The organism is Mycobacterium sp. P2_H7, from assembly GCF_056403275.1.
Window position 1 is genome coordinate 17,326 of sequence record NZ_JBFUFU010000028.1, and the last position, 19,339, is coordinate 36,664.

At 66.6% G+C, this 19,339-nt stretch carries 20 protein-coding genes; 10 read left to right on the forward strand and 10 right to left on the reverse strand.

All coding sequences use genetic code 11. The features are described from left to right. Nucleotides 1-26 precede the first annotated feature (26 nt). The 4 genes from AC1DY7_RS29820 (at nucleotide 27) to AC1DY7_RS29835 (ending at nucleotide 3,793) form a co-directional block, all read left to right on the forward strand. Nucleotides 27-1,496 (forward strand): LGFP repeat-containing protein, encoded by a 1,470-nt coding sequence (locus AC1DY7_RS29820; protein WP_477497365.1) that lies wholly within the window; start codon nucleotides 27-29, stop codon nucleotides 1,494-1,496. A 538-nt stretch (nucleotides 1,497-2,034) separates the two neighbouring features. Further along, a complete protein-coding gene (locus AC1DY7_RS29825; RefSeq protein ID WP_477497366.1) occupies nucleotides 2,035-2,496 on the forward strand; it encodes a hypothetical protein in 462 nt (153 codons plus the stop codon). Between the two features lie 157 nt (nucleotides 2,497-2,653). Beyond that, nucleotides 2,654-2,812: a hypothetical protein gene (locus tag AC1DY7_RS29830; protein ID WP_477497367.1), complete on the forward strand. Its 159-nt coding sequence runs from the start codon at nucleotides 2,654-2,656 to the stop codon at nucleotides 2,810-2,812. A 123-nt stretch (nucleotides 2,813-2,935) separates the two neighbouring features. Continuing rightward, nucleotides 2,936-3,793, forward strand: a complete 858-nt coding sequence (locus AC1DY7_RS29835; RefSeq protein WP_477497450.1) for a peptidoglycan recognition protein family protein — start codon at nucleotides 2,936-2,938, stop codon at nucleotides 3,791-3,793. Here the strand turns inward: AC1DY7_RS29835 and AC1DY7_RS29840 are convergent. The 3 genes from AC1DY7_RS29840 to AC1DY7_RS29850 all read right to left on the reverse strand — a co-directional run bounded on the left by AC1DY7_RS29840 (nucleotide 3,790) and on the right by AC1DY7_RS29850 (nucleotide 6,281). Then, nucleotides 3,790-4,497 carry a DUF3060 domain-containing protein gene (locus AC1DY7_RS29840; protein WP_477497368.1) on the reverse strand — a complete coding sequence of 236 codons (708 nt, stop codon included), beginning with the start codon at nucleotides 4,495-4,497 and terminating at the stop codon, nucleotides 3,790-3,792. The two genes, AC1DY7_RS29835 and AC1DY7_RS29840, sit on opposite strands and share 4 nt — an antisense overlap. A 47-nt stretch (nucleotides 4,498-4,544) precedes the next feature. Continuing rightward, entirely contained in the window at nucleotides 4,545-4,835 is a 291-nt protein-coding gene (locus AC1DY7_RS29845) for a hypothetical protein (protein WP_477497369.1), read from the reverse strand. 87 nt (nucleotides 4,836-4,922) lie between these two features. Next, nucleotides 4,923-6,281, reverse strand: a complete 1,359-nt coding sequence (locus tag AC1DY7_RS29850) for a cation:dicarboxylate symporter family transporter (protein WP_477497370.1) — start codon at nucleotides 6,279-6,281, stop codon at nucleotides 4,923-4,925. Nucleotides 6,282-6,350: 69 nt separating this feature from the next. On the opposite strand from AC1DY7_RS29850, the gene AC1DY7_RS29855 reads away from it, so the two are divergent. The 4 genes from AC1DY7_RS29855 (at nucleotide 6,351) to AC1DY7_RS29870 (ending at nucleotide 10,956) form a co-directional block, all read left to right on the forward strand. Next, a complete protein-coding gene (locus AC1DY7_RS29855; protein ID WP_477497371.1) occupies nucleotides 6,351-7,898 on the forward strand; it encodes a sensor histidine kinase in 1,548 nt (515 codons plus the stop codon). Then, nucleotides 7,895-8,578 carry a response regulator gene (locus AC1DY7_RS29860; RefSeq protein ID WP_477497372.1) on the forward strand — a complete coding sequence of 228 codons (684 nt, stop codon included), beginning with the start codon at nucleotides 7,895-7,897 and terminating at the stop codon, nucleotides 8,576-8,578. The genes AC1DY7_RS29855 and AC1DY7_RS29860 overlap by 4 nt, the downstream gene beginning before the upstream one ends. 164 nt (nucleotides 8,579-8,742) lie before the next feature. Then, nucleotides 8,743-9,507, forward strand: coding sequence for an amidase (locus tag AC1DY7_RS29865; protein WP_477497373.1), 765 nt, complete (start codon nucleotides 8,743-8,745; stop codon nucleotides 9,505-9,507). A 444-nt stretch (nucleotides 9,508-9,951) separates the two neighbouring features. Continuing rightward, nucleotides 9,952-10,956, forward strand: a complete 1,005-nt coding sequence (locus tag AC1DY7_RS29870) for a YncE family protein (protein ID WP_477497374.1) — start codon at nucleotides 9,952-9,954, stop codon at nucleotides 10,954-10,956. Here AC1DY7_RS29870 and AC1DY7_RS29875 read toward each other — a convergent pair. Beyond that, nucleotides 10,953-11,273, reverse strand: coding sequence for a hypothetical protein (locus tag AC1DY7_RS29875; RefSeq protein ID WP_477497375.1), 321 nt, complete (start codon nucleotides 11,271-11,273; stop codon nucleotides 10,953-10,955). The genes AC1DY7_RS29870 and AC1DY7_RS29875 overlap by 4 nt on opposite strands. Before the next feature lie 7 nt (nucleotides 11,274-11,280). Continuing rightward, on the reverse strand, nucleotides 11,281-11,604 hold the full coding sequence (locus tag AC1DY7_RS29880; RefSeq protein ID WP_477497376.1) for a hypothetical protein: 324 nt from the start codon (nucleotides 11,602-11,604) through the stop codon (nucleotides 11,281-11,283). 103 nt (nucleotides 11,605-11,707) lie between these two features. Between AC1DY7_RS29880 and AC1DY7_RS29885 the strand changes: the two genes are divergently transcribed. Then, nucleotides 11,708-13,360: a fatty acid--CoA ligase gene (locus tag AC1DY7_RS29885; protein WP_477497451.1), complete on the forward strand. Its 1,653-nt coding sequence runs from the start codon at nucleotides 11,708-11,710 to the stop codon at nucleotides 13,358-13,360. On the opposite strand, the gene AC1DY7_RS29890 is transcribed toward AC1DY7_RS29885, so the two are convergent. Beyond that, entirely contained in the window at nucleotides 13,357-14,190 is an 834-nt protein-coding gene (locus AC1DY7_RS29890) for an alpha/beta fold hydrolase (RefSeq protein WP_477497377.1), read from the reverse strand. The two genes, AC1DY7_RS29885 and AC1DY7_RS29890, sit on opposite strands and share 4 nt — an antisense overlap. A 62-nt stretch (nucleotides 14,191-14,252) precedes the next feature. Here AC1DY7_RS29890 and AC1DY7_RS29895 point away from each other — a divergent pair, with 62 nt between their 5' ends. After that, nucleotides 14,253-14,858 carry a TetR/AcrR family transcriptional regulator gene (locus AC1DY7_RS29895; RefSeq protein ID WP_477497378.1) on the forward strand — a complete coding sequence of 202 codons (606 nt, stop codon included), beginning with the start codon at nucleotides 14,253-14,255 and terminating at the stop codon, nucleotides 14,856-14,858. Here AC1DY7_RS29895 and AC1DY7_RS29900 read toward each other — a convergent pair. The 4 genes from AC1DY7_RS29900 to AC1DY7_RS29915 all read right to left on the reverse strand — a co-directional run bounded on the left by AC1DY7_RS29900 (nucleotide 14,855) and on the right by AC1DY7_RS29915 (nucleotide 19,331). Then, nucleotides 14,855-16,045 (reverse strand): lipid-transfer protein, encoded by a 1,191-nt coding sequence (locus tag AC1DY7_RS29900; RefSeq protein WP_477497379.1) that lies wholly within the window; start codon nucleotides 16,043-16,045, stop codon nucleotides 14,855-14,857. The two genes, AC1DY7_RS29895 and AC1DY7_RS29900, sit on opposite strands and share 4 nt — an antisense overlap. A 44-nt stretch (nucleotides 16,046-16,089) precedes the next feature. Further along, nucleotides 16,090-16,431, reverse strand: coding sequence for a DUF732 domain-containing protein (locus tag AC1DY7_RS29905; RefSeq protein ID WP_477497380.1), 342 nt, complete (start codon nucleotides 16,429-16,431; stop codon nucleotides 16,090-16,092). A gap of 96 nt (nucleotides 16,432-16,527) precedes the next feature. Beyond that, nucleotides 16,528-18,195, reverse strand: coding sequence for a serine/threonine-protein kinase (locus tag AC1DY7_RS29910; protein ID WP_477497381.1), 1,668 nt, complete (start codon nucleotides 18,193-18,195; stop codon nucleotides 16,528-16,530). After that, the gene (locus tag AC1DY7_RS29915; RefSeq protein ID WP_477497382.1) at nucleotides 18,192-19,331 is read right to left on the reverse strand and encodes a BTAD domain-containing putative transcriptional regulator; all 1,140 of its coding nucleotides are present in this window, start codon (nucleotides 19,329-19,331) and stop codon (nucleotides 18,192-18,194) included. The genes AC1DY7_RS29910 and AC1DY7_RS29915 overlap by 4 nt, the downstream gene beginning before the upstream one ends. Nucleotides 19,332-19,339 lie beyond the last annotated feature (8 nt).

The following is a 19,339-nucleotide window of genomic DNA, read 5'->3' on the forward strand; positions in this document are numbered from 1 at the left end:
CCACCACTTCTCTCGCCATTTCTGTATTGACGCTGGCGCTGCTCTTCGTGGTACCGACGTCCCAACGTCACCGACCCGTCGAGGACGGCCGGGTCGCCGCGTCTGCGGCGGCGTCATCCATTGTGGGATTCGCCGATTCCCAGGTGTTCTTCTATAACGAGGACCAAGTCGCGCAGACCGTTCAGCGGTGGGTCGCAGACAATATCCGGACGGTTCGAATCGGCATTCCGTGGGCCAATGTGGAAACGACCAAGGGGAATCTCGACTGGACGCGGGCAGACCGCTTGGTCACGGCGGCGGCAGCGGCGAACATATCGATCATCTGCGCCATCACCTCCAGTCCGATGTGGGCGGCGTTGCCCGGTACGCTGCCGCCCAACGGCAGGCCGGCGTCACCGGAGGCGTACGGAAATTTCACCGCGCGGGTGGCGGAGCGTTACAAAGGCAGGATCTCGGCGTTCGAGATCTGGAACGAACCCAACGGAATCTTCGGATATCGGCCGGAGCCGGATCCCAGCGGATATACCGAACTCCTGAAAGCGGCGTATCCGAAGATAAAGGCCGTCGATCCGACGGTCACAATCCTCGGCGGCGTGCTCGGATCGGGTAAATCGTGGGGCACCTGGACCATCAATCCGGTGACATTTCTGGCGAAGATGTACGCCGCGGGAGCCGGCCCATTCTTCGACGCATTGTCCTACCACCCGTATAGCTACAGCATGAAATTCTCGGAGGGGATGTACCAGGCCGATTCGCCTGTCGATCAGTTGGTGCGGCTACGTCAGATCATGCTGGCCAACAATGAGGGCGCGAAGGCTGTCTGGGTGACCGAATTCGGCGCACCGACCAACCGCGTCTCGGAGACGGCGCAAGCGGCCTTGATATCCGACATGATCAGCAGCTGGCGGGAGCTACCCTACGGCGGCCCGTTGATGCTCTATACGACGCGCGATCTCAACAGCGCGAGCATGTCCGACGAGGACCGCTTCGGGGTGTACCAGTCCAACTGGACCACGAAGAAGGCGCAACAGGTCGTTGTGTCCCCGCCCGGGACGAGTGCGGTGTACCAGCGATTCGCGACCATCATCGAGCCGACGCTGGGGGACGTGCTCAGTCCGGTGTTCGCCGCCACGTCGAAAGTGTGGGCGCAACTGCGGACGGCCGCCATGCTGTGGGAACTGACGCCCGGCCAGTTCGTCTGGTCGCCGTCGCCCGTCGGGGATCTGGCCCGCTCGCGCAAAGTTGTCCCCTTGACGGCATTCGCGAACGGCTTTCAGGACTTCACCGGCAGCACCCCCGTCCGGGTGTGGTACTCGCCCGAGACTGGGGCGCATTGGGGCAGCAAGGAATTCGCCAAGGCGTGGGTGCCCCAACTGGGGCTGGCGACGTCGGACGAGGCGTGGGTGGGCGGTGGAACCAAGGTCTCGTTCCAATTCGGAGCGATCACCTGGACGCTTTTTGGCGGAACCAAGGTCTGGCTCAATCAGCAACGTTGAGTGACGGACGGCCGGCGTAGCTTCGTCCGCCGGCCGGCGCCGGGACACGTGGCGCGTCCCAACGTCGATCCCTAATGGGTACGGCGTTATGCGCGGGCCTGCCTCGCCGCCCAAATTCGTTTGCCAACTCGCCGCTCTAGCAAACACGCGTGCGCCAACGTGTCCGTGCTCATTCCATGCAATCGGAATGCGGTGCCAGTTCGGTGCCGGGCGGGTGAAAAATGCAGCTTCCCGTCGCTCAGCTGGCACTTATGGTGTTTGCCGACTTGGGCTCGGCTGCTGGGGTGCCGGTTTCAGATATGGCTTTTGCGTGCACTTTTAGCGAATTTTGGCTCGCCGGAGCGCGTGCGGCGACGTCCCGGGGGTGGTTTGCTTATGGCGTCATCGGGTACTTCACCACCACGGCACAGGGCAAAACAATTTACGAAGGGGTTAATACATTATTCTGCTGCAAGACAGTGACTTCTATGGCTCCGCCAGCAACCCCTGTGTTAACTTTTTAAGGCCAACAAAGGCGTTTGCTAGAGGGAGGACGATCATGGATCGACGTCAGGGGATGTTGCAACGAATTGCCGCTGCGGCAATCGTGAGCACGGGCGGGCTCGCGGTCGCGATGGGCGTTGCCACCGCATCGGCGGGAGTGGCCGCGGCCGACTCGCAGCAGAATGTGATCACACAGCTCGGAAACAATCTCGGAAAGCTCGGTAGCCACCTGGGACAGGCCGGTGCCAATGTGGGCGACCAGCTTGGCAAGGCGGGCAGCAATTTGCAGGTGCAGGTAGGTAAGGCCGGCACCAATCTGCAGGTGCGCGGTGGCACTGCTGCAAGCAATGTGGGCAGTCAGCTCGGTACGGCCGGCACGAATGTCCAGGACCGTCTCGGTGCGGCCGGCACGAACCTGCAGAACCAGGTGGGTAAGGGCGGCACCAACCTGCAGAAGCAGGTCGGCAAGGGCGTCACCAACATCGTCAACAGGATCGGCAAGGCTTTCGGGGGCTGAGCCTGCCAATCTGGATCGAGCGTCTACCGGCCCGTTCGCACTGCGAACGGTCCGCTCCTGCGGATTACGGACGTTGGTCACGACACACTGATCCAGCGGTGCCGAACCCACGCGATCGATCTTCACGTCGAACCCCTGCGCCCGCAGCAGGCCGATGGTGGCGACCGCCGATTCACCGGCCGCGGAGGCGTCGGGAGCGGCCAGGACGCCGATGGCCATCGCGGCCCCCACGGGGACGACCACTGCGGCAGCGGCCGAAGCCATGGATTTGAAGATGTATTTCATGGTGAGACTCCTTGTGCGGGTGAGCCTGTAGGCGATCCCCGGTAGGTTGGCTGAGATACATCCTGTCGCCACGGGGGTCGGTGGTGCTTGGAGGTTGTGTGGAGATCACCTGGAGATCGCAGGTAGACGACGACGTGAGATGGGGGCGAACGCGGTGCCGTCGACGCGACCCTGGACCGGTGATCCGGTCTGGCTGGGCGAGGTGCTCAGAGCCGAAGGTCTCGACGTCGTCGAGTATCCGGGCTGGCGGGACCGCGGACACGGCGATTTCAAGGACATCCGCGGTGTCATGGTGCACCACACCGGATCGGATACCGCGACGGCGGCATCGATCGCCGCCGGCCGCCCCGATCTGTCTGGGCCCCTGTCGCAGTTGCACATTGCGCAGGACGGCACAGTGACGGTGGTGGCGCTCGGGGTTGCCTGGCACGCGGGGGCAGGCATGTACCCGTGGGTGCCCGCGAACATGGGCAACTGGCACCTGATCGGCATCGAATGCGCCAACACCGGTACCAGCCCACTCGCCCCGCATCGCCGGAACTGGCCGGACGCACAGTATTTCGCGCTGGTTGGGTGTTGTGCCGCGATCAACCGCCGACTGGCCCAGACGTCCGCCCGAACCATCGGCCACAAGGAGTACGCGGGGTACGCGCAGGGGAAGTGGGACCCCGGCGCGATCGATATGACCAAGCTGCGCGCCGACATCGCCGCGCGCATCGGTGTGCTGGTTGCCCCCGCGCCGACGCCGCGCCCACCGGTACCGGTGGGCGAATACATCGGGATCCTGTTGTTCACCGGATCGATGGGTCCACAGGTGGCCGAACTACAACGCCGGTTGAGATCTGCTTACGCGGCCTATGCCGGCGAGCTGGCGGTGGACGGGGTATTCGGACCGGAAACGGAAGCCGCGGTACGCGAGTTCCAGTCCCGTAAAACCGGATTGGTGGTGGACGGGATCGTCGGCCCCGCCACCGCAGCGGCGCTGCACCTCACGGTCCTACCGGCAGGCTAGCCCTGCTCGATGAGGTTTCCCTCGCCGGACTGGTTGATGGCGGGTGCACCGGAGTGGAACGCCACATGATTGTTGAAACCCGCGGCGGTGATGGCGTCGGCGCTGTCGACGGTGACGTTGTTCTCGAAGCCGGACACCGTCAGGCTGGTGCAATGCCCGGTGATGGTGATCCGATTGTTGGCGCCACTGACCACCATCACATTCTCGTTGCAGGCGATCGTCTTGATGGACCCGATACCGGAGACGCTCACCGTGCTACCGGGTTGCGGCACAGGCGGTGACGGCGCCGCGGTGGGAGCCTCGATCACCGTGGACCGCCGGCTCGGCGGTGCATCGGTGATCAGGCCCCCGCCACCGGAGATCCCCGGAGCGTTCCCGATCACCGACGTGCTCTGAAACATGGTCCAGGCCACCACGCCGCCTGCCACCGCGAGAAAGACGATGGCGATGGGCACGAACAACATCCAGGGGCGAAACCCGGAACGGTTTGGCGCAGTGGGAAATCCGGTTGAATACCCGCCGGGATACGGGTTGGCGGCGTACGGCCACTGCTGCGTCGGCGGCGTTGGCGGGGGCGGCAGCGCGGGCGGATAGCCGTACGCGTCGTAGCGGTTGTCATTGCCCAGTTCGGAAGCCCTGGCCATATCGCTGAGCGGCTGCTCGAGCGCTCTGATCCGGGCCTCGGGATCATCCTGCGGGGTCATGTGCAGATGGTCCCATACAGCGTGCCTCTGCCTCGATTCCCCGGCCCCTATCGAGAACAGTCCAGTGACACGGTGATCGTGCGCCGCACCACCACCGGGATGAAGACATCGCGGTCGCCGTGCCGGTCCACTCGGATGAGCCTGGTCTGTTCTTGCGGGTTACGGACACTGGTGACTTCGCACCGATCCAGCGGGGCGCTCCCGACACGGTCGACGTTGACGTGAAAACCCTGCGCTTCCAGTTGGCCGATGGTGGTCAGCGCGGACTCGGCATGGGCAGGCGCGGCGGTGGCCAGGGCCATCGCCGCGGCGAGTGAGGCCAGGAAGATCGGACGCATACCGAGAACACGGTCCGGACGTGGAATCGGTTCAACAACAACGAAAAACCCGGCCGGAAAAGCTCCGGCCGGGTTCTCGTGCACGCCCTACGCCGGTACCGGGACACGCTCCGATGCCGGCTCTGCGACGCGCTCGCCGTCGACCATGCTCAGCTCGTCGAACGGGGCGTCGCCACGCAACACGGTGTCCACCCGGTCCCGGTCGATGGTCTTGGTCCACGAGCCGACCAGGACGGTGGCGACGGCGTTCCCGGAGAAATTGGTGACCGCGCGGGCCTCCGACATGAACCGGTCGATGCCGACGATCAGGCCGACACCGTCGAGCAGGTCGGGTCGGTGGCTCTGCAGACCACCGGCCAGGGTGGCCATCCCGGCGCCACTGACCCCGGCGGCGCCCTTGGACGCGACGATCATGAACAGCAGGAGCGACAGCTGCTCCCCGAGGGCCAGCGGATGACCCATCGCGTCGGCGATGAACAGCGACGCCATGGTCAGGTAGATCGCGGTGCCGTCCAGGTTGAACGAGTACCCGGTGGGCACCACCACGCCGACGGTGCTGCGGTCCACGCCGAGGTGCTCCATCTTGGCGATCAGACGCGGCAGTGCCGACTCCGAAGACGAGGTGGAGAAGATCAGCAGATACTCGCGGGCCAGGTAGCGCACCAGTTTGAAGATCGACACGCCCGACACGGCACGCAGCAGCACGCCCAGCACGCCGAACACGAACACGATGCAGGTGAGGTAGAAGCCGAGCATCAGCGCGAGCAGTTGGGTGACCGCGCTCCAGCCGGTCTGGCCGACCACATTGGCGATGGCGCCGAACGCGCCGATCGGGGCCAGCCACAGGATCATGGTCAATACCTTGAATACGAGTTTCTGCAGATGTTCGATACCACGCAGGATGGGTTCGCCCGCGGTCCCCATGGCCTGCAGGGCGAATCCGACGAGCAGCGCAACGAACAACGCCTGCAACACATTTCCCTCGGTGAGGGAGGAGAGCAGTGTGGTCGGGATGATGTGGGTGACGAAGTCCATCAACCCGCCGGCCTCATGGGCCTTCTCGGCCAGCGCGGCGCCCTGGCCCGCCGACTTCTCCGACAGGTGCATCCCGGAGCCCGGCTTGAGCAGATTGCCCACCACCAGCCCGATGCCGAGCGCGACGGTCGACATCACCAGGAAGTAGACGAAGGCCAGGCCGCCCACCCGCCCCACGGTGGCCGCTTTCCGGACCGAGCCGATACCCAGCACGATGGTGCAGAAGATGACCGGGGCGATCATCATCTTGATCAGGCTGACGAACATGGTGCCGAGGACGCCGACGTCCTTGCCGATGGCCGGGGCGAGCAAGCCGACAGCGACGCCGAGCACGACGGCGGCGATGACGGCGATATAGAGCCAGTGGGTGCGGTCCCGCTTCTTGGGGGGCGTGTCCGTGGAGGAGGTCATGTAAGGATGGTGCGCGAAGACGTGACCGGGGTCACGTTTTAGTTCATTTCGTTCAGCGGGGGGTGGCGGGTGCGCAGGTGGTCGCTCGCCGGACAGACGATCGCGCTCCAGATCCTGGTGATCGCGCTGGTAGTGCTGGCCGGCAGCGGCCTGGCCCTGCTGGATGCCCGCCGTGACGGCGACGATGCGGCCCGGCAGCAGGTGCTGGGCATCGCGACCTCGCTCGCGGACTCCCCGTCGACCGCGTCGGCCATCGAATCGGGCTCGGCGACAAAGATTTTGCAGCCGATGACCGAGGCGGTCCGCACCGCCACCGGCATCGCGTTCATCACCATCATGGCGCCGGACGGGATCCGGTTCACCCATACCGATCCGACTCAGATCGGCGGACATTACCTGGGCACCCTGGACCCGGCGCGGCGAGGTGAGACGTTCACCGAGGTGTACACCGGCACGTTGGGAGCGTCCATCCGGGCGGTGGCCCCGGTGCGGTCGTCCGACGGCCGCATCGTCGGCATGGTGTCGGCGGGTATCACCCGGCAGTCGCTGGCGCAGCGCTGGCAGGCGCAGATCCCGACGATCGTCGCGGTCACCGCGGCGGCACTGGGGATTTCGCTACTCGGCGCGTGGGCCATCCGGCGGCGTCTGCTGCGGCAGACGCACGGGTTGCGCCCCGATGAGTTGCGGGTGATGTACGACCACCACGATGCGGTGCTGCACTCGGTGTCCGAAGGTTTGATCGTGCTGGACGGGGGTGGCGTGGCGCTGGTCAACGACGAGGCGCGCAGACTGCTGGGCCTGCCGGACGGACCGGTGACGCTCGCAGACCTGCCGGCATTCCTGCGCAGCCACGACCCGGGGGTCCGGGATGAGTTGCAGGTCACCGAGGATCGGGTGCTGGTGGTGAACCGGGCGCGCGTCGTCGGAGGCGTCCACAGTGAGGTGGTCACGGTCCGCGACCGCACCGAATTGCAGGGTGCGCTGGGCGAACTCAGCGCACTCAAGGTGCTCACCGACTCGTTGCGGGCACAGGCCCACGAACAGGCCAACAAACTGCACACCGTCATCACGATGGTGGAGATGGGCCGTCCGCAGGAGGCGGTCGCGGTGGCGACCCGGGAGTTGGAACTGTCCCAGCACCTCGTCGACCGGTTGTCGCACGCGGTGAACGAACCGGCCCTGGTGGCGCTGCTGTTGGGCAAGACCGCCCAGGCCGACGAACGGGGCATCGCGCTGACCGTCACCGAGGACACCCAATTGCCCTCCGATGTCCCGCTGACCGGCCAGGAGATCGTCACGGTGCTGGGCAACCTGATCGACAACGCACTGGATGCCTGCGACCGCGACGAACCATGGGTCGAGGTCACCGTGCACCAGGACGACGACGCATTGATGATCCGGGTGGCCGACAGCGGGCCCGGGATGGACCCGCAGACGTTCGAGCGGGCGCTGCGACGCGGGTACTCGACGAAAAGCGATGCGGCGGACCCCGATCATGGGCACGGCCTGGGCCTGGCGCTGGTGGCGCAGGTGGTCAACCGGCATGGCGGTACGGTCACCGCCGAAATCACCTACGGCTCGGTCGTCACCGTGACGGTGCCGAGGGCCGCCCGATGACGATCCGGGTTGTGATCGTCGAGGACGAACCGCTGATCGCCGAGGCTCACCGCACCTATCTCGGCCGCCTCGAAGGTTTTTCGGTGGTCGGGGTGGCACACACCGCGCGTGATGCCATGCGGGTGGCGGTGGAAGCGCAACCGCCCGTCGATCTGGTGTTGCTCGACCTGGGCTTGCCCGACGCCAGCGGCATCGCGTTGGCTTCGGCGCTGTCGGGCTTGGCGCCGGCGCCGGACATCATCGCGATCACCTCCGAGCGGGATCTGGAGATGGTGCGGGCCGCCGTCGCGCATGGCGCACTGGCCTACCTGCTGAAACCGTTCACGTTCGCCGCGTTCCGGGATCGGCTGGAGCGCTATCGGCGCTATCGCAGCGCACTGCCCGCCGGCACCGAGGCCGCGAGCCAGGCCGAGGTGGACCGCGCCTTCGCCGAACTGCGGGTGGCCACCGACAAGGCCGTCTCTCCGAAGGGGGCGGCCCCGCACACCACCGACGAGATCGCCCGGGTGGTGCGGGACAGCCCGAGTGGCCTGACGGCCGACGAAGTGGCCGAGCGGGTCGGGGTGTCCCGCGTGACCGCTTGGCGATACCTGGAGCGGTTGGCCGACGACGGCACCGTCGCTCGCGGCACCGATTACGGGAAGGCCGGGCGCCCGAAGACGCGCTATCAATGGCGTTGAGTCCCACTGAACCGACGTCACGGCTCGGCAAAGAAATCTTTCGGTGCTAGCAAATAACCAATTCTGGAATTATGCTTCTGCGGAATTGGTATTCCGAAGGGGTTGCTGTGCGTTCAACCGGGGTGAGTACGTGGGTAATCGCATTCGTGGCTTTCTCATTCGTCGTGGCTTTCTCATTGGTCTCGGTGGTGTCCGGAAGTGCCGGGATGGTCGCGCCGGCTGGAGCGGTGCCCGAATCTGAAACCCCGGTGGGTAAGCGCACGGTCACGGTCGATACGGGGAGTTTCGATCTGAGTGTGCGTTCGGCGCCGTCGTCGAACAGTCAGAAAATCGGCAGCATCGCCAACCATTCGCGCGTCGTCATCACGTGTTACGCACGAGGGGCCGAATTCAGCGGTGGTCCGCACAAGCTGAGTACCGACTTGTGGAATCGGATGGAGGGCGGCGGGTACGTCACCGACGCGATGCTGTCCACCGGCTCCAACGAGCCGGTGGTCCCACCCTGCGTCGCAGACTCGGTACAGCCGGCGTCGGGACGCGCCAACGGGCGCAGGGTGATGGAGAACCCGGCGGCGGGCGGCACCGATGTCTGGGCTGCGTTGCAGAAGTGGTACTTCGTGTCCGGCAAGCAGTTCTATCCCGCGATGAGCGGCGCACCGACGGCGTTGCCCGGTGCCGCCAGGGCCGCGGGCTGGACGGTGGTCGACGCTCCCCAGGCGAACGCCATCGTGGTGGTGCCCGCCGGGCTGCTGGACGCGCCGTCGGGCGGTCACGCCGCATGGGTGGACGCGGTGTCGCAACGGCCCGACGGAAGCTACCTGCGCATCATCGAGATGGACGGGCCCGGTGGGGCGCCCGACACCTGGTCCGGGCGGATCGTGAAAGCCGAGAAAGGCCTTTCCTACATTCCCCTGCCGCAGGCCGGCTGACTCCAGCTAATTTGACAGCAATGTCAAATCTGAGCCGCCCGATGTGCCGGATGCGCGCCCGGGTCAAGCGTCGCGTGTGAGGCCCTGTTTGCTGACGTGTCGCTTGTGATATGGCGCTCATTTTCGGCCGGTGCGGGTTGCGTGGCCGTCTGCGGGGGCCGTTTCCGACGCCGCGGCGGAGATTGCTGACGCCCCAAAATCGCAGCTAAATGAAGAGTATTGAGTTGCTGACGGAAGGTCACAACTGCATAACGAAAAGTTTCCTAATAAGTGTCTGAGAGGTTGACGGCAGAACACGGGCCGGGGCCGCTCGAGCCTTCGTTCGGTGCAATTTTCGTCGCTAGACTCTATGCAGACGCGCCCCTACCGTGGCGCATGGCGACTGAATCTAGTGCCGGTGCAGTTATACCGGCGGAGGTGTCGAAGAAAATGGCAAGTGTTTTTGTGCGTGCGAACGATGCTGCGCTGACCGAGTCGCGGACGGCGTTCGCAGGATCGGTGCTGATCGGGCGCGGTGCCATTGCCGACGTCGCGGCCAACTCCAGGACCATCGTGGCGGCCAACCACGGCGACGACACCGTCACCGTGGTGCGCCCGGACACCGTGGCGGGCCCCGGCCTGGTGGACGTGCAGGGTGAGCCCACGGCCGTCGCACTCGCCGACGACCGCGCGTACGTGATCACCAGCACCGCCGAGGTGGACAACGTCGTGGTGGTCGACACGCGAGCCAACAAGGTGCTCGACACCTATCCGCTGGCGATGACCGCGACCACCATCGAGGTCAGTCCCGACGGCAAGCGGGCGTACGTCGCGCGCACCGGTGACGACCACGTCGACATCGCCGTCATCGACACGACCGCGCAGCGGGTCGGCACCATCGACATCCCCACGGGCGTCGGCGCCTCGATCGACGGTCTTCGCATCGCCCCGTCCGGGCAGACGCTGTACGCGGCCGTCAGCACCATCTCGGGCAGCCGCCTGCTGATGATCGACACCGAGACGGCCCGCGTCCGCAAGACGCTGCCGCTCGGCGCACCGGTTCGCGACCTCGCCGTCACCGAGACTTCCGCGTACGTGCTTACCTCGGACATCACCGACCTCGGTGCGATCGTCGTGGTCGACCTGGCCGGCTTCACCGTCAGCCGCTCCATCGCAGCCGGCTCACTGCCGATTCAGATGGCGCTCTCGGCCGACGGCTCACGGGCCTATGTCGTCGACTACGACCAGGTCGCGGTGCTGTGCACCGTCACCAACGAAGTGCTGGAGATCATCACCGTCGGATCCCGTCCGACGGCCGTGACCCTGAGCAACCAGGGCGACCGGCTGTACATCTCCGACGTGGACGGCCAGATCACCGCGTTCCGTGTCACCCCGCCGTCGCCGATGTACTCGCCGTTCGAGGCGGTCGACATGAACGACGCACGCGAACTGGAGCCGGTCGGCGTCTAGCGCGTTCCCGAGATCGAGCGGTTGCAGTCCAGCGACACCGAGACCGACTGACTGACCGTCTGCTGCACCAGCACCCGCTCGTCGGTGCCCGGTCCGACATAGGGCACCCACTGCTTGATGGTGTTGGGATTGCGCACGTTGGTGACCACGCACTGGCTCATCGGCAGGGTGCCGGTCCGGTCGATGTTCACCGTGTAGCCCTCGGACTGCAGGCGATTGATGGTTTCCTGCGCCGACTCCTCAGCCGAGGCAAGCCCCACGGGCAGGGTGACTGCGGCGCAACCCGCCGCGACCGGCAGTAGCCATCTCATTCGCATGTGTCCATCATGGCCCATGGCGCTGGTTTGCGGTGCAGTCGAGGGACACCGAGATGGACCGGCTGACCACCACCTCGATGTAGTCGTAGTCATGTTTGCCGTTCCGGCCATTGTCGACCCGGATCAGCCGCGTCACGGTTTGCGGATTGCGCACCCCGGTGACCACGCACCGGTCGAGCGGCGCGCTGCCCACCCGGTCGACGTTGACGGTGTAGCCCTCGGTCTGCAACCGGCCGATGGTCTCCAGCGGTGACTCGTCGGCCTGCGCGGACGGCGCCGAGGCGAGCAGTGCGGCGGCCGCGACGGTCACAGCAGTGAGATATGGACGCATGCCGCGCCCCCTGTCGAGGTGGTGAACACTTGCTGTGAACTACATCGTCGCGCGGCGGTGATTCGTTGCAGGCACGACTCGGGTGGGCGCTACCATCGCGGCGGTGTACTCCACCATGCAGAACTGGCCGCTGACCATCACCGCGATCCTGCGCCATGCATGCGGCGTCAACGGGGACCGCGTCGTCACCACCGCCACCGGCCAGGGCGGAGCCGCAGGGGCGGCGACATCAGGGCTCGGCCACCGCAGCACTACCTACCGCGAGATCGGTGAACAGGCCGCACGGTTGGCGCATGCGCTGCGCGGGCTCGGGATCACCGGCGACCAGCGGGTCGCCACCTTCCAGTGGAACAACGCCGAGCACCTCACCGCATACCTGGCCGCGCCCGCCATGGGTGCGGTGCTGCACACCCTGAACATCCGGCTGTCGCCTGAGCAGATCGCCTTCATCGCCAACGAGGCCGAGGACCAGGTGATCATCGTCGACGCCTCACTGGTGCCCCTGTTGGCTCCGGTTGTGCCGCAGCTGACCACTGTGCACACCGTGATCGTGGTCGGCGACGCCGACACCGGTGCGCTGTCGGGGCCCACGGTGCTGAGCTATGACGAACTGCTGGCGGGTCAGCCCGCCGCGTTCGACTGGCCCGAGCTGGACGAGAATTCGGCGGCCGCCATGTGCTACACGAGCGGCACCACCGGGAATCCGAAAGGTGTTGTCTACAGCCACCGTTCGAGCTATCTGCACGCCCTGAGCACCTGCACCGCCAACGCCCTGGACGTCAGCTGCGGCGATGTGGTGCTGCCCATCGTGCCGATGTTCCACGCGAACGCGTGGGGGCTGCCGTACGCCGCGCTGATGGCCGGTGCGGATCTGGCGATGCCGGACCGGTTCCTGGACGGGACGTCGCTGATCGAATTGATCGAAACCCGGCGGCCCACGGTGGCCGGCGCGGTGCCGACCATCTGGAACGACGTCATGCACTGCCTGGAAAAGGCTCCGGGACATGATGTTTCGTCGTTGCGGTTGGTCGCGTGCGGTGGCTCGGCGGTGCCGGTGTCGTTGATGCGAGCATTCGAGGACGAGCACGACGTCTACATCCAGCAGGCCTGGGGGATGACCGAGACCTCGCCGCTGGCCACGGTGGCCAAACCGCTGCCCGGAGTGTCCGAGGAACGGCACTGGCAGATGCGCGCAACCCAGGGCAGGCCCATGTGCGGGGTCGAGATCCGCATCGTCGACGACGAGGGCAACCGGTTGCCGGACGACGGTAAGGCCGTGGGCGAATTGGAGGTTCGCGGGCCCTGGATTACCGGCGGCTACTACCTCGGCCGCGACGCCGAGAAGTTCGAGAGTGGCTGGCTGCGCACCGGCGATGTCGGGGTGGTCGACCCGGATGGTTTCGTGACGCTGACCGACCGGGCCAAGGACGTGATCAAGTCCGGTGGTGAATGGATCTCGTCGGTCGAACTGGAGAACCTGCTCATCGCGCACCCGGCGGTCCTGGAGGCCGCCGTCGTCGGGGTGCCCGACGAGCGCTGGCAGGAGCGCCCGTTGGCTGTCGTGGTCCTCGACGAAGGCGCCTCGGCCGATCCCGCAGAACTGCGGGAGTTCTTGGCGGACAAGGTCGTCCGCTGGTGGCTGCCGGAGCGGTGGACGTTCATCGACCAGGTGCCCCGCACCAGCGTCGGCAAGTACGACAAGAAGACCATCCGGGCCCGGCACGCCGAGGGCGGCTACGACGTCACCACGCTCTAGCCTGTTCGCACGGCGACGGCCGACACCAGGTCGGCCAGCCGATCCGGCTGGTCCAGCATGGAGTAGGTGCGCGCGCCGGTGATGATCTCCAGGCGGGCCTGCGGGATGATCCGCGCCAGTCGTTCGCCGTCACCGACGGGGAAGAACACGTCGTCGGCCGACCACGCGATGAGCGTCGGTTTGCCGAACTCGGGCAGCCGGGCGGCCACCGCGGTGGTGACCTCGGTGCGCAGGGACAAGGTGAGGTGCCGCAGGTCCTCGGCGATCGCCGGATTCGACCGGGCCGGGCGCACCCATTCCCGGGTGAGGGCGTCGATGTCCGAGTGGGCCAGGCCGGCGTAGGCCTTGCGGCGCACGGCGGGGATGCGCATGGCCTGGGTGAGAATTCGGACAAGTGCCTTGGATCGCGCGGCGCGGATCAGCGGCTGCAGGATGGGTGGCGGAAAGTGTTCGAACGCATCGCAACTCGTCAGCACCAGGGTGCCGATCCGCTCGGGGTGGTGCACCGCGACCAGTTGGGTGACCACCCCGCCGGTGTCGTTGCCGACCAGTACGACGTCCTGCAGGTCCAGAGCGGCCAGGGTGTCGGCGACGATGCCGGCCACACCCCGGATGGTCCGGTCGGCCCCGGGCCGCAGTGGCTCGGGGTGGGCGCCCAGCGGCCAGGTGGGGACGATGCAGCGCAGCCCGCGTTCGGCCAGTCGCGCACTGAGCGGTCGCCACATGTGACCGCCCATCATGTACCCGTGCACGAAGACGACGGGCCTGCCGTCCTTGGGCCCGAATTCCTCGAAATGGATGGTTCCGGCGTTAATCTCAATGGTCGGCATGAATGACTCCCGGCTCGATTCGCATTTACGGACAGTGTGTCCGTAACTTACCAACAGGGTGTATGGAAAACAAGAGACGTACCCAGGAGGAGCGCTCCGCGGCCACCCGCGAAGCGCTGATCGCCGCCGCCAGAAGGCTGTGGGGCGAGCGTGGATATGCCGATGTGGGCACCCCCGAGATCGCCACCGCCGCCGGGGTGACCCGCGGCGCGATGTATCACCAATTCGCCGACAAGGCAGCGCTTTTCCTGGCTGTGGCGGAGGCGGTGGAGCAGGACGTGATGGTCCGGCTGGGGACGGAGGTGGCCGCCACCGGCGCGGCCACACCGGCGGATGCGATCCGGGCCGCGGTCGAGGCCTGGCTGGAAGTGTCGGGAGACCCGGAAGTACGGCAGTTGATCCTGCTCGACGCTCCCAGCGTGCTCGGCTGGGCGGGATTCCGCGACGTCGCGCAGCGCTACAGCCTGGGCATGACCGAACAGTTGCTCGCCGAGGCGATCAAGGCAGGCCAGCTCACCCGCCAGCCGGTACGCGCCCTGGCGCACGTGTTGATCGGCGCCCTGGACGAGGCCGCCATGGTCATCGCCACCGCGGACGACCCGAAAAAGGCGCGCCGCGAGATCAGGCAGGTGTTGACCCGCCTGATCGACGCGATGCTGGACGGTTAGCGCTCGGCGCGCTGGTAGGCCGTGACCACGGCCGCGCCGCCGAGGCCGATGTTGTGCTGCAGGGCGGCGCTGACGTTGTCGACCTGCCGTTTGTCGGCGGTGCCACGCAACTGCCAGGTCAGCTCTGCGCACTGCGCCAGTCCGGTGGCCCCGAGCGGGTGACCCTTGGAGATCAGCCCGCCGGACGGGTTCACCACCCAGCGCCCACCGTAGGTGGTGTCGTCCTTGTCGATCAGCGCCGGGGCCTCGCCCTCGCCGCACAGGCCCAATGCTTCGTACAGCAGCAGCTCGTTGGCGGAGAAGCAGTCATGCAGTTCGATCACCTGGAAGTCCTGCGGCCCGAGCCCCGACTGGTCGTAGACCTGCTGTGCGGCTTTGACATTCATGTCGTAGCCGATGATGTTGGCCGCGCTGCCGTCGAACGTCGATGCGAAGTCGGTGGTCATCGACTGCCCGACGATCTCCACCGCCTGAGCCGCCAAACCGTGTGAGTCGACGAAGGCCTCGCTGGCCAGGATGGCCGCGCCCGATCCGTCGGAGGTGGGCGAGCACTGCAACTTGGTCAGCGGATCGGAGATCATCTTCGCGCCCAGGATGTCGTCGAGGGTGTACTCGTCCTGGAACTGCGCGTACGGATTGTTCACCGAATGCTTGTGGTTCTTGTAGCCGATCTTCGCGAAATGCTCGGCGGTGGTGCCGTACTTCTTCATGTGTTCACGCCCGGCCGCGCCGAACATCCACGGCGCCACCGGGAACGCGAACTCGTCGATCTCGGCCAGCGCCTTGACGTGCTTGCCGAGCGGGGATTCGCGATCCTGCGCGCCGCCGCCCAGTGAACCGGGCTGCATCTTCTCGAACCCCAGCGCGATGGCGCAGTCGGCCAACCCGCCCCGAATGGACTGTGCGGCAAGGTAGAGCGCCGTCGACCCGGTGGAGCAGTTGTTGTTGACGTTGACGATCGGGATGCCCGTCATCCCCAGTTCGTAGAGGGCGCGCTGGCCGGAGGTCGAGTCGCCGGAGCAGTAACCGACGTAACCCTGCTGCACCTCGGTGTAGTCGATGCCGGCGTCGGCGAGGGCTTTGGTCCCCGACTCCTTGGCCATCTGTGGGTAGTCCCACCCTTCGCGACTCCCGGGCTTCTCGAACTTCGTCATTCCGACTCCGACGACGAAAACACGATTCGGCATGGTGGGTCCCTTTCGCTTCATTGCGGTCGGGCTCAACATACGTCTCAGGCGAAAGCGTCGGTGTACTGCGGGCAGTAATAGTCGATCGAGGTGACGACGAAGGCCGCCGCCTGCCGGGTGGTGAGGTCGGTGTTGTTCAGGATGTCCACGCCGATGTCGGTGCCCGACGCGCCGGCCTTGAGCTCCGAGCAGACCTGGTGTGCGTTGCCGATGACCGCGGAGGCGGACTCGTAGGAGATGCCCTCCGCGGCGATCTCGCGCAGGAACGCGCTGTCGGTCTGCGAGGTGATGGCGTGCGCCGTCCCTACCGAGACCGTCGCTGATCCGAAGGCCGCCAGCCCGAGCACGGTGCTGACGAACGCGGTGCGGGCGAAGGTGGAAAGCATGTGCTGGACTCCTGGTGAGGTCGGTCCCGGTCGCTCCGGGGTGACATCAGAGTCCAACGCCGATCTTGATGGATTCTTGGTGAATCCTTGGCGGGCCTACCCGTAGGCCAGCCACCACTGGTGCAGCTCAGCCAGATCCGGCGCCTGGATGTTGCCGATCAGCAGGTCGGAGTTCTTGGTCCAGGTGATATCCGGGCCGTTGTCGTAGGTGCCGCACGCGATCGAACCCTCGGCCCGTTGCGCGGAGTCGGTGTAATGCCACGTCGTCGGCGACTCGATGCCGCTGCCCGGGCATTGCAGCAGTTCGGAATCGCCCTTGATGGCGTCGTCGAAATGTCCCGACAGCTGGCCCTGATCGGCGAACAGCGAATACCGCGAGGCCGCCGGGCCGCCCGGGGAGGTCGACTGCCCGCAGTCCACGGTGGCCAGCGCGCCGGTGACGGGCGGGTGCACCACCTGGCACGTGCCCGGGGCGTAATCGCGGGGCAGCAGGCCCAGCAGCTGGTTCTCCAGTGAACCCGGGCTGTCGGGTTCACTGGTTCTGGTCCGTTCGGTGGTCTCGGTGGGTTCTGCGGTCGTCCTGGTGGTGCCGGTAGGCGGCGAGGCGGTGTCGTCTGTGTCGTCGCTGGGCTTGACCAGCCAGAAGATCCCGAGCGCGGCGAGCACCAAGGCGAATACGCCCGCGGCGGCGGCGATGGGCAGCCACGGCGTCTTCTTCTTGGGCGGGGGAGGGTTCTGATTCCAGGCCGGACCGCTCGGCGGCGGCTGGTAGAAGCCCGCGCCCGGCGGGGGTGTCGCGGCGTAGGGCCTCGGCGTGGCTCCCGGCGGTGGTGGCGGCGGGATGGGCGGCCGGCCGGGGGCGCTGTACTGCACGCCGGGGCGCGCGGCGGCCTCGCCGCGCGCCACGATGGTGGCCGCCTGGTCCTGATCCCGGGAGCTCAACGCTTCGGTGGCGGCGGCGGCCAGATCGCCCGCGCTGGCGAAGCGTTCCTCGGGTCTCTTCGCCATGCCGCGGGCGACGACCGTGTCGAAGGCCGTCGGGATACCGGGGCGGGTCGTACTCGGCGCCGGGACCGGATTCATCAGGTGGGCGGTGATCACCATGCTGACGCTGTCGCCGGGGAAAGGCTGTGACCCGGTGAGACATTCGTGCAGCACACAAGTCAGTGCGTACACATCGGCGCGGTAGTTGACCTCGCCACTGGTGAATCGCTCGGGCGCCATATACGCGTACGTGCCCACCGCGGTGCCGAGTTCGGTCAGCTTCTCGTCGCTGGCGGCATTGGCGATACCGAAATCCACCAGGTAGGCGAAATCGTCCCGGGTGATCAAGATGTTCTCGGGCTTCACGTCGCGATGCATGATGCCGCTCTCGTGGGCGGCGTCCAGCGCCGAGGCGATCTGCCGGACGATGGCGACCGCGCGCGCCGGCGTCATCGGGCCGTATCCCTTGAGCAGCTTGCGCAGGTCGCTCCCGTTGATCATGCGCATGTCGACGTACAGCACACCGTCGATCTCGCCGTAGTCGTGGATCGGCACCACATGCGGTTCCTGCAGGCGCCCGGCCGAATGCGCCTCGCGCTGCAACCGCTTGCGGAAGACCGGGTCGTGAGAGACGCCCTCCGGCAACAGTTTCAGCGCGACGATGCGGTCTTTGACGGTGTCCTCCGCCTCGTAGACCTCACCCATCCCGCCGCGTCCGATGAGACGCCGCAGCCGATAGGGGCCGAAATCGGTGCCCTCCCGGGAAGTCGGTCCGGTCATGACTCGCCGGGGCGCACGATCTCGAACACGAACTCGTGCTCACAGATGCGGAAACGGTCGCCATCGGTGAGGCTGGCGGTGCCGCGGATGCGTTGGCCATCCACGTCGACGCCGTTCGCCGAGCGCAGATCGGTGATCACGAAGCTGGTTCCGGTGTCGATGATGACGGCGTGGTGGCGGCTCACGTTGGCCTGGTCGAGCACGATGTCGTTGTCGGGCAGCCGGCCGATCCGGGTGGCCGCGGCCACCAGTGGGTAGGTGCGCCCGGAGAGCGTGCGCACCTGTGCCGTCACGGTGTGGACTCCCACCGCGGTGCGCAGGTCGAGGGTGTTGATCTTGTGCACGGCCGTGGTCTGTGCGGCCTGCCGGACGTTGAGAGGTTCCTGACGCAGGATGCGTTCATAGAGGGTGCGCACGGTGGGCCCGGGGTCGATCCCGAGATCGTCGGCCAGGGTCGTCTTGAGCCGCTGGTACGCGTCCAGTGCGTCGGATTGCCGGTCGCTGAGGTAATACGCGGTGATCAGTTGCGCCCACAACGGCTCGCGGTACGGGTACTCGACGACCAGTGACTCGAGCCCGCCGATGATGGTGTACGCACGGTTGCAAGCGATTTCGGCTTCCGCGTGCGCAGTGTGGGCGACCACCTTGTCCTCGACCAGGGCGGTGGAAAACGGATCCACGAACTCGAAATCGCGCAGATCGTCGAGCACCGGCCCGCGCCACTGCGCCAGCGCCGTCGACAGATAACTGCTGGCCTGCTCGAACTGGCCGGCCGCCGCGGCCTGCACCCCGGCACTCTTGCCTGCGATGAACCGGCCGATGTCGCAGTTCGCGTCGGCCACCGCCAACCGGTAGCCGGGCGCCGCGCTGGCCAGCACGGTCCGGCCGTCGGCCCCGGTCCCGGAGATGAGCTTGCGCAGGTTGGAGATGTAGGAGTGCAGGCTGGCTTTGGGCTCGGGCGGCGGGAACTGTTCCCAGGCCGCGGTCACCAGGGAGTCGCCGCTGACCGGTCGATTCCGGCTCATCACGAGCAACGCGAGCACCGCCCGTTGCTTCGGCGTCCCCAGCGGCAGCCCCCTGCCGTCCACGGTCACCTGCAACGGGCCGAGCACACCGAAGTCCAGGCCGTTGGTCATCACGCGTC

Bases quoted from the DNA above. Each gene is read 5' to 3' on its own strand.
- AC1DY7_RS29905 (WP_477497380.1), bottom strand. From the start codon at position 16,431: ATGCTTTCCACCTTCGCCCGCACCGCGTTCGTCAGCACCGTGCTCGGG.
- AC1DY7_RS29910 (WP_477497381.1), bottom strand. From the start codon at position 18,195: ATGACCGGACCGACTTCCCGGGAGGGCACCGATTTCGGCCCCTATCGG.
- AC1DY7_RS29880 (WP_477497376.1), bottom strand. From the start codon at position 11,604: ATGCGTCCATATCTCACTGCTGTGACCGTCGCGGCCGCCGCACTGCTC.
- AC1DY7_RS29875 (WP_477497375.1), bottom strand. From the start codon at position 11,273: ATGCGAATGAGATGGCTACTGCCGGTCGCGGCGGGTTGCGCCGCAGTC.
- AC1DY7_RS29850 (WP_477497370.1), bottom strand. From the start codon at position 6,281: ATGACCTCCTCCACGGACACGCCCCCCAAGAAGCGGGACCGCACCCAC.
- AC1DY7_RS29825 (WP_477497366.1), top strand. From the start codon at position 2,035: ATGGATCGACGTCAGGGGATGTTGCAACGAATTGCCGCTGCGGCAATC.
- AC1DY7_RS29860 (WP_477497372.1), top strand. From the start codon at position 7,895: ATGACGATCCGGGTTGTGATCGTCGAGGACGAACCGCTGATCGCCGAG.
- AC1DY7_RS29900 (WP_477497379.1), bottom strand. From the start codon at position 16,045: ATGCCGAATCGTGTTTTCGTCGTCGGAGTCGGAATGACGAAGTTCGAG.
- AC1DY7_RS29840 (WP_477497368.1), bottom strand. From the start codon at position 4,497: ATGACCCCGCAGGATGATCCCGAGGCCCGGATCAGAGCGCTCGAGCAG.
- AC1DY7_RS29845 (WP_477497369.1), bottom strand. From the start codon at position 4,835: ATGCGTCCGATCTTCCTGGCCTCACTCGCCGCGGCGATGGCCCTGGCC.
- AC1DY7_RS29915 (WP_477497382.1), bottom strand. From the start codon at position 19,331: ATGACCAACGGCCTGGACTTCGGTGTGCTCGGCCCGTTGCAGGTGACC.
- AC1DY7_RS29895 (WP_477497378.1), top strand. From the start codon at position 14,253: ATGGAAAACAAGAGACGTACCCAGGAGGAGCGCTCCGCGGCCACCCGC.
- AC1DY7_RS29890 (WP_477497377.1), bottom strand. From the start codon at position 14,190: ATGCCGACCATTGAGATTAACGCCGGAACCATCCATTTCGAGGAATTC.